The sequence below is a fragment of the Rhodococcus sp. 1168 genome (assembly GCF_002091955.1).
In the GTDB taxonomy this organism is placed as follows: Bacteria; Actinomycetota; Actinomycetes; order Mycobacteriales; family Mycobacteriaceae; genus Rhodococcoides.
The window spans coordinates 1-8,556 of the sequence record NZ_MKKY01000080.1 but is presented as its reverse complement, the minus strand read 5'-3'; the positions used below and the strand labels follow the sequence as shown (position 1 = coordinate 8,556).

General features: G+C 62.6%; 9 protein-coding genes. 4 read left to right on the top strand and 5 right to left on the bottom strand.

Features of this window, described 5'->3' with window-relative positions:
- On the bottom strand, positions 1–224 hold a 224-nt coding region (locus BJI47_RS18660), incomplete at its 3' end, for a transposase (protein ID WP_254900468.1).
- 283 nt (positions 225–507) lie between these two features.
- On the opposite strand from BJI47_RS18660, the gene BJI47_RS18655 reads away from it, so the two are divergent.
- Positions 508–1,728, top strand: coding sequence for an IS110 family transposase (locus BJI47_RS18655; protein ID WP_088945154.1), 1,221 nt, complete (start codon positions 508–510; stop codon positions 1,726–1,728).
- A 51-nt stretch (positions 1,729–1,779) separates the two neighbouring features.
- Here the strand turns inward: BJI47_RS18655 and BJI47_RS18650 are convergent, their stop codons facing one another.
- From BJI47_RS18650 to BJI47_RS18630, 4 genes are all read right to left on the bottom strand, one after another.
- Entirely contained in the window at positions 1,780–2,394 is a 615-nt protein-coding gene (locus BJI47_RS18650; protein ID WP_088945153.1) for a DUF6578 domain-containing protein, read from the bottom strand.
- Complete coding sequence (locus tag BJI47_RS18645) at positions 2,384–2,626, bottom strand: hypothetical protein (RefSeq protein ID WP_088945152.1); 243 nt, start codon at positions 2,624–2,626, stop codon at positions 2,384–2,386. Before BJI47_RS18645 ends, BJI47_RS18650 begins: the two co-directional genes overlap by 11 nt.
- Positions 2,627–3,430: 804 nt before the next feature.
- A complete protein-coding gene (locus BJI47_RS18635; RefSeq protein ID WP_088945150.1) occupies positions 3,431–3,895 on the bottom strand; it encodes a GNAT family N-acetyltransferase in 465 nt (154 codons plus the stop codon).
- A 104-nt stretch (positions 3,896–3,999) separates the two neighbouring features.
- The gene (locus BJI47_RS18630) at positions 4,000–5,223 is read right to left on the bottom strand and encodes a benzoate/H(+) symporter BenE family transporter (RefSeq protein ID WP_088945149.1); all 1,224 of its coding nucleotides are present in this window, start codon (positions 5,221–5,223) and stop codon (positions 4,000–4,002) included.
- Positions 5,224–5,310: 87 nt separating this feature from the next.
- On the opposite strand from BJI47_RS18630, the gene BJI47_RS18625 reads away from it, so the two are divergent.
- The 3 genes from BJI47_RS18625 to BJI47_RS18615 all read left to right on the top strand — a co-directional run bounded on the left by BJI47_RS18625 (position 5,311) and on the right by BJI47_RS18615 (position 8,554).
- Positions 5,311–6,690: a PLP-dependent aminotransferase family protein gene (locus tag BJI47_RS18625; RefSeq protein WP_088945148.1), complete on the top strand. Its 1,380-nt coding sequence runs from the start codon at positions 5,311–5,313 to the stop codon at positions 6,688–6,690.
- Between the two features lie 395 nt (positions 6,691–7,085).
- A complete protein-coding gene (gene rfbA / locus BJI47_RS18620) occupies positions 7,086–7,955 on the top strand; it encodes a glucose-1-phosphate thymidylyltransferase RfbA (protein WP_088942946.1) in 870 nt (289 codons plus the stop codon).
- 11 nt (positions 7,956–7,966) lie between these two features.
- Positions 7,967–8,554, top strand: coding sequence for a dTDP-4-dehydrorhamnose 3,5-epimerase family protein (locus BJI47_RS18615; protein ID WP_088942945.1), 588 nt, complete (start codon positions 7,967–7,969; stop codon positions 8,552–8,554).
- Positions 8,555–8,556 lie beyond the last annotated feature (2 nt).

Genomic DNA, 8,556 nt, shown 5'->3' with positions numbered 1-8,556 from the left:
AGCAGGCGTTTGAGCTTGCAGTTCTGCTCGCGCAGGTCCTTGAGTTCCTTCGCGGCGTCGGTGTCCATCCCGCCGTACTGGCGACGCCAGTTGTACAAGGTCGCCGCCGATACCTCGAGGTCTGCCGCGATCTCCTCCTGCGTCTTGCCTGCAGCGGTGAGTTCATCGGCGCGCCGTAGTTTGCGCACGATGTCCTCGGCAGAGTTGCGTTTCCGTCCAGCCATGTTCTCCATCGTCCTAATGGGACTCGATCGGCGAGTCTTCGTCACCGCGCAGCCCTGTCGGAGAATGCTGATCACTGAGCCGCTGGTGGGTGAGCACTTCATCGTCCGGGAGTGAACTTCTCGACTCCTGAGGATAGATCGTGCACCCACCAGTCGGTGAGGGTTCCACAGAACGCTGCTGGGGTGTCGTGCCGCACTGGGCACTGATCCATTAGGTCGCAGTCCGGATCCCTCGAAGGCTCACCGAGCAATGACCGAACGCGTGCGAGGAGAGGAATGCAACATGATTTTCGTAGGAGACGACTGGGCCGAAGACCACCACGATATCCACGTAATGAACACCGACGGTAAACGCCTGGCCACGCGCCGACTACCTGAAGGGTTGGCAGGTATCGCGGCATTCCACGACGTCGTGGCCGCGCACGCCCCCACGCCAGCCGATGTCGTCATCGGGATAGAAACCGACCGAGGGTTGTGGGTATCTGCGCTGCTCGCAGGCGGATACACGATCTACGCCATCAACCCGCTCGCCGCCGCACGCTATCGTGACCGACACCATGTATCCGGAGCGAAATCCGATGCCGGAGACGCGAAACTACTAGCAGACCTAGTTCGCACCGACCGCCACAATCATCGCACCGTCGCCGGCGACACCGCGGATGCCGAAGCCGTCAAAGTGCTGGCCCGTGGTCACCAAAATCTGATCTGGTCCCGCAATCGCCAGACCAACGCATTGCGCTCAGCGTTGCTCGAGTATTACCCGAGTGCCCTGGATGCATTCGAATGCCTCCATGACCGCGACGCAGTCGCAGTGCTCGCGCGCGCCGCTTCGCCCGCCGAAGCCGAACATCTCAGCACCTCGTCTATACGCTCGATACTGAAACGCGCTGGGCGACAGCGCAATGTAGATTCAAGAGCCCAGCAAATTCGCGTATCGCTACGTAAAGACCAACTGGCTGCGCCACCGCCCGTCGCAGCAGCGTTCGCCGCAACTACCCGATCGGCGGTCGCGTTGATAGCGGAATTGAACCGACAAATAACTGACCTCGAAGCAGTTCTCTCAACACATTTCAGAACACACCCGGACGCCGACATCTACCTCTCCCTGCCAGGACTCGGTGTCATCCTCGGCGCCCGGGTGCTCGGTGAATTCGGAGACGATCCCAACCGATACACCACGGCCAAGTCTCGCAAAAACTACGCCGGCACGTCACCCCTGACCGTCGCATCCGGCAAGAAACGCGCCGTTCTCGCTCGTCACGTTCGGAATCGACGCCTCTACGACGCGATTGACCAATGGGCATTCTGTGCACTCAGCCAGAGCCCAGGCGCTCGCGCTTACTACGATAGCCATCGTGCTGCGGGCAACCTCCACCACCAAGCGCTACGGGCACTCGGCAACAGGCTCGTCGGCATCCTCCACGGTTGCCTACGACATCACAGCAACTATGACGAGCACACCGCCTGGGGACACCGAGACGCCCAACAACTCAGTGCCGCTTGACATGTTAGAGCCCTGGGGTGTCTATCCGCCCAGTTCATGGGCAACAAGACTCTAAAACAGGGTGGCCCCGTTTACCGGGGACACGCCAAGCGTCCTGTCCCCGGCCCGGTCGCACCGGAACACCTCGTACCGTGAGGTGATCCAGCACCCGTCGCGGTCGGCGCGGACCTTGCGGGTCCACTGATCTATCGGCGGCTCGATCGTCAGCGGCACCAGGTACTCGACCACCCGCGGTGGCGTCGACCCCGTATCGACGTGCAGCAGGATGGGATTCGACCGATCCATCACCCACACATCTAGACCGTCCACGGACACCGCGCCGGCGACGAACTCCACCGTCGCGGCCGGCACGTCGTCGACGTCCAGATCGACCAGCACCCCCGTCGCCTGGACATGCTCCTCGGCCGGGGCCGTGTGCCGGTTCGACCAGAAGTGGTGTGGGGCGGACTCGACCTCGGTCAGCCGCTCGGTGCCGTCCACGACGCGCCACCCGCTGTCGGTTGGCTCGATACGCTGTTCGACGAGCTGGACCCGCCGCACCCTGCCGCGAACCCGGGCGGGATTCTCGGAGGACGAGATATTGAAGGTGAGCATTCCGGTGAGGTCGACTCGTCCCGCCAGGGGCTGATCGGACAGCCACTCGGCGGACCATCCGTCACCGAGCACCTCTAGCGGCCACCGCAGCACCCTCCTGGGAGCTGTAGAGGATACGCCCGAACAGCGGCCGCACGGTGGCCCGCACGGTGCGCGCACATGGTGAGGGTGTCGGCCCGGCGGGATAGATGGCCAATGCGACGTCGATGACGTCACCGCGGGCGGGCGGCGCAAGGGAACGAGAATCGAGAACCCATCCCGGGACGAACACAGTGAGAAAACGATCAGCCGTTTCGGCAATCATCGTGAAAACCCCACGCACTCGAGGAACCGATGGGCGACGCCATCGGGCGCGGGGCTACCTTGCGTTGAAAACTACCACGTCGGTCAGCGCTCGAATAGGTGTCGCAGCGGAGAGTCCCTGTGTGTGTACTCGGATGCAGATCGGGTCGCTGTCTCGGCGCCGTCCACAGATCTCATCGAGCCGGCATGCTGGCCGCGGCGACCCCGGCAGCTCCGCAGAGTAGGTCTGATAACCGGCGCTATGACATAAGAACCACTGCACATTGCATCCGATGCATCACCGAGAACTCCGTCGATCATGCTGCGGGACACCACGTCCACGGCACCGCGGCATCACTCCCCTGGTCCGCTGGTCGGCCCGGAGAGCACCTGGTGACTGGGCCCCAGTCACTGGTTCCGCGACGACCCAACGCCCTGACCTGATGTGATATGAGGTTGCATTCGATGAATCGATGACTCATCGAATGAGACACACTCCGAGCGGTTCCGATGGCGACCTTGACGATGGGAAGGACGCTCCTGACCGGCTCCACGCTGCCGCTGAGCCCGATGCTCAGACACGCCACGCTGCGTCGACCGCTCTGGCAGGTCCCCATGATGGGGCTGGATCCTGCAGGACCCGAATACGCAGAGGTGGCCAATAGTAGTGCCCCTAGGCCGGTCGAGGCTTCCACAATCTCTCGTTCTCGTGCCATCGTCGAGCGGCAGGGGGCTCTACAGTTCCTGTTCCGGCCGCCCGACGATGGCCCTATGGATCCTGGCAGCGTGAATCCACCAGCGAGGGCGTCGGATTAGTTTGCTGCACTCACTTCCTAGATGGCTCGGCCTCGTAGGTGACCCAGCTCGTTCGCATCGCGAGTGTGTCGTAGAGGGCCTGGGCTTGATGGTTGTCTTCTGCGGTCACCCATTGCACCACCGCCCGGTCCTCGGCAGCAGCCATCTCTGTGAGACGTCCGATCAGCGCACGCCCAACACCCCGCCCCCGGATCGCGGGGTCGGTAAACAGATCGTCGAGGAAGATGCCAGTGGTTCCGGTATACGGCGAGGAAAAGCGACGATGATGCGCGAACCCGATGATATTGCCGTCCACTGCAGCGACGAGCGACTTGCACTCATGTTGGGGGTCCATAAACCATCCCCACGCACGGGAGACGACTATCTCGGACTCCGGCAGCTTGTAGAACGCGCGATATTCACGAAAGAGGACACGCCAGCGAGTCTCGTCATCAGCGGCGAGTAGCCGGATCGTCGGGGTGGTGTTCATTGCCATGGGTGGCTCCTATTGGTATTGGGGTCTCAGGTAGGTACGGGGCAAGCGATCGTGCCCGCTAGGACTGAACTTCCAACGCGGGATACGGATGCGCCCAGGTCAGGTCACTTGACCACTGCGTCCCCCCTTCTCTTCTCGACCCGGGCCCGAAACGGTCGCGGGTCGAGAAGGAGATACACGGCACTACCCGCGATGAGCCCCCAGAACGCAGCACCGACGCTGAAAAGAACGACGCCCGACATCGTCACCGAAAGGCAGGTCAGGGCCGCGAAACCAGTGCGCGAATCACCGCCCATCGCACCCTTGAGCGCAGTGAGCGTGGATCCAAGCAGTGCGACGGCGGCGAGCGCAGAAACGGACTCGCTCGGGATCGACCGGAACCCGGCCACCAGCACGCCCCCGAACGAACCTGCAAGGAGGTAGGTGAGGCCGCCTGAAAGTCCGGCGATGTAGCGCCTGGCGCCATCCTGGTGTGCGTCGGGGCCGAGAGCGATCGCGGCGGTGATCGCGCCGAGGTTGATGCCATGGCAACCGAAGGGGGCGAGGACCGCCGAAGCCGTGGAGATCACACCGACAAGCAGGCGGTCGTTTGGCTCGTACCCCTGAGAGCGGAGCAACGTGAGACCCGGCGCGTTCTGCGACGCCATCGAGACAATGAACAGCGGCAGCGCAATGCTCACGAGCGCAGCAGGGGTGAAGGCCGGCATCGTGAACACGGGGCCTCCGAGTGCGAGAGACGGGGACACTGCGTCGAAGGATCCGGTCACCCACGTCATAGCGATCCCGACGACGAGGGCGGTGAGCACCGCATAGCGATCGAAGAAGCGCTTGCCGACAAAGAAGACAACGACGATGCTTCCCGCGATCAACGGCGCACTTGCGAAAGATCCCGCCGCGGTCACGACAAAGGGCAGGAGGATGCCTGCCAGCAGCGCCTGCAGCACCGGTCCGGGCACACGATCGAGCAGCCACCCGAACCAGCCTGTGTACCCGACCACCGCGGCAGCGACCGAGGCGACGAGGAACGCGCCAACGGCCTCGGCGAACGAGAAACCACCGAGCGAGGCGATCAGTAGCGCGGCACCCGGCGTCGACCAAGCGACGATCACAGGAATCCGTGTGAAGAGACTTAGCCCGATGCCGCACACCCCGTTGCCGATCGACAGAGCCCACACCCACGATGCGGTTTCCATTTCGGTCAGACCTGCGGCACGAGCGGCCTCGAGCACTATCAGGAATGGCCCGGCGAAGTTAATGAGAGCCGAGAGAAACCCCGCGACCACCGCGGAGATCGAGAAATCTCGCAGAACAGAGGAGCGAGGGTTCACTATGGCATCGCCGATACCGCTGACTGCACTCCGCAGCTGGGCCGTAACAGCATTGCATAAATGACGGTAACGTTATTTACTAGTCTCATGTTCTATGATAACAGAGCCTCGGAGATTGCTGCACACCTGCGGCAGAAGATCGCGGCAATGCATGCTGGAGAGAAGCTCCCTGGGGTGCGCGAACTATCCGCAGAGTTCCAGGCGAGTGCGGCCACTGTCTCCACAGCGATCTCGGAACTGAGTGCGTTGGGGTTGGTACGAGCCGAGCCTGGTCGTGGCACTTTCGTGGCGGGCCACGAACGCCTGCATGAGCCGGACTTTTCGTGGCAGTCTCAGGCGCTCGGGCGCGCCAGAGTGGACGCTGACCGAGCCTCTCGTCTGGGCGGCTACGGCACCGCCGAGCACATCCCGCTCTCATGGGGTTACCTCGCCCCTGAACTGCTGCCGAACGAAGAACTACATCGCATTGGATCGCGTGCGGCGAAAGGCAGTCGCGCCTGGGTGATGACACCTCCAGCCGGATCGCCGGAGCTGCGGCGAGTCCTCGCCTCCCCGTACCGTGCCGACCCGAACGACGTGCTCGTAGTCTCTGGCGGACAGCAGGGCCTCGTCTTCGCGATGCGCACACTAGCCGAGCCGGGGGCAACGGTCATCACCGAGAGTCCCAGCTACCCGGGCGCGATCCTCGCTGCGCAGAGCGCGGGTCTCCGCCTTGCATCCGTGCCTGCGGATGCTGACGGGGTCATAGTCGACCGCCTAGCTGATGAACTCGAACGCTCCAAGGCTCGCGTGATCTACCTGCAACCGGGCTACGCGAACCCGACCGGCGCTGTATTGAGTGCAGAGCGTCGGACGCAGGTGCTCGAACTTGCCGCCCGTCACGGAGCATTCATCATCGAGGACGACTGGGCCCGACACCTCGGTATCGACGGTCAGACCCCGCCCCCGCTCTTTACCGAAGACCCGCACGGACACGTCGTCTCCATCTTTACCCTGACAAAAGCGGCTTCCCCTGGACTCCGTCTCGGGGCTGTCATCGCGCGCGGCCCCGCAGGCGAGCGGCTTCGGGCGGCCCGCACTGCCGATGACCTCTGTGTTTCTCCGATCGTGCAAGACATCGCCCTTGGACTGTTGACCTCGCATGTATGGCCCCGGCACTTAAAACGACTACGCGCTGAGCTCGCCGCGAGACGCGACGTGCTCGTCACCGCGCTCCATACCGCCCTGCCCGACATCCATATTCCACACATCCCACGCGGCGGCCTCCATCTCTGGGCACAACTGCCTCGGGGGGTCGATACCCGGGACATCTGCGCGGCGGCATACTTGGCCGGTCTGCTCCTTGGCGACGGGCGACACTTCTTCGTGGACGAACCAACGGCACCATTCCTGCGCTTCTCCTACGGTGCCGCTACCGAAGCCCAGATCGCCGAGGGAATCAGACGACTCTCCGAAGTCCTCCGCTAACGGCTTTGACCGAGTTCGCGCGGGTACCTACTCGGGAGGGTATGGGCGCGGCATAGTCGGAGAGTTTTCAATATGGCCTTCGACTCATCACCGAATCTGGAAGCCAAACCGTGGGACAGGTCAACGAGTCAATCAAAGTGGGGGCAGTCCCAATCGACACATGCGTCACCTGAGTTGCGTGAGTTCGCTCGGCGAGTTTCAGTGAAAGACACCATTTGGGACCGCATAGAACTCGACGCAAAACCCATACCCGCCGAGGTGCACGAGCTTCGCGCAGACCCTCGCGTTGATTGGCCGGGAAGTTGGCCACTACAGACCGAGGAACAGCCGTTTCGCATCGAATGGCAGTGACCGCGGACGCGCGAGGACCTTCTTGATCTGCGAGACTTCCGAATATGCGTGGAATTGTTCTGGCGGGCGGTACCGGGTCGCGTCTTCATCCGATCACGATGGGCATCAGCAAGCAGTTGGTGCCGGTGTACGACAAGCCGATGATCTACTACCCACTCTCGACGCTGATCTTGGCCAATATCCGCGACATTCTGATCATCACCACCGAACAGGATTCGCAGCAGTTCCAACGTCTGCTCGGTGACGGCTCCCAGTTCGGCATCAACCTGACCTACAAGGTTCAGCACGAGCCGAACGGCCTCGCTCAAGCGTTCGTCCTCGGAGCGGAGCATATCGGCTCCGACAGTGCCGCTTTGGTGCTCGGTGACAACATTTTCTACGGTCCCGGACTGGGCTCGCAGCTGGACCGATTCGATGACATCGACGGCGGCGCGGTCTTCGCTTACGAGGTGAAAGATCCCAGCGCGTACGGCGTCATCGAATTCGACGCCGCCGGCAAAGCGATCTCGTTGGAAGAGAAGCCGAAGGTCCCGAAGTCGAACTTCTCCGTCCCCGGCCTGTACTTCTACGACAACGACGTGCTCGCCATCGCCCGCGATCTTCAGCCGTCGGCGCGCGGCGAATACGAGATCACCGACGTCAACCGGCACTACCTCGACGCCGGGCGTCTTGCCGTGGAAGTGTTGCCCCGAGGGACGGCATGGCTCGATACCGGCACCTTCGATTCGCTACTGGATGCTTCCAATTATGTGCGCACCATCGAGCAACGGCAGGGCCTGAAAATTGGTTCACCGGAAGAAGTGTCGTGGCGGCGGGGATTCATCACCGACGATCAGCTGCGGGAACGGGCAACCAAGCTCGTCAAATCCGGGTACGGGCAATACCTGCTCGACCTCGTCGACCGCGGCAAGTAGAGGATCTGCAGATGAGTTTTCGTGAATTGAAAATCCCCGGTGCCTTCGAATTCACCCCGCGTCAGTTCGGTGACGATCGTGGCGTGTTCTTCGAATGGTTCAAATCCTCGGACTTCGAACAGGCCGTCGGGCGGCCGTTGGATTTGGCGCAGGCGAACTGCTCCGTTTCGGCAGCCGGGGTACTGCGCGGTATCCATTTCACCGACACCCCTCCCGGTCAGGCGAAGTACGTCACCTGCACCAAGGGTGCGTTTCTGGATGTGATCGTCGATCTGCGGGTCGGGTCGCCGACATTCGGGACCTGGGACAGCGTGCTGATCGACGACGTCGACCGTCGTGCGGTGTATCTCCCGGAAGGCCTCGGGCATGCGATCTTGTCGCTCGAAGACGGCTCGACGGTGATGTACCTGTGCTCGATCGAATACACCCCGGCTTTGGATCGCGACATGAATCCGCTCGATACCGATCTGGCGATCGACTGGCCCACCCTCGCTCGCGACGGCTCACCGCTCGAGTACCAGCTCTCCGACAAAGACAAAGCTGCGCCCTCACTCGCGCAGGCCATCGACGCCGGATACTTGCCGACCTACACAGCCTGAGC

Excerpts from the sequence above, each read along its gene's own strand:
- BJI47_RS18655 (WP_088945154.1), top strand. The coding sequence starts at position 508 with ATGATTTTCGTAGGAGACGACTGGGCCGAAGACCACCACGATATCCAC.
- BJI47_RS18645 (WP_088945152.1), bottom strand. The coding sequence starts at position 2,626 with ATGATTGCCGAAACGGCTGATCGTTTTCTCACTGTGTTCGTCCCGGGA.
- BJI47_RS18635 (WP_088945150.1), bottom strand. The coding sequence starts at position 3,895 with ATGGCAATGAACACCACCCCGACGATCCGGCTACTCGCCGCTGATGAC.
- BJI47_RS18625 (WP_088945148.1), top strand. The coding sequence starts at position 5,311 with ATGTTCTATGATAACAGAGCCTCGGAGATTGCTGCACACCTGCGGCAG.
- rfbA (WP_088942946.1), top strand. The coding sequence starts at position 7,086 with ATGCGTGGAATTGTTCTGGCGGGCGGTACCGGGTCGCGTCTTCATCCG.
- BJI47_RS18615 (WP_088942945.1), top strand. The coding sequence starts at position 7,967 with ATGAGTTTTCGTGAATTGAAAATCCCCGGTGCCTTCGAATTCACCCCG.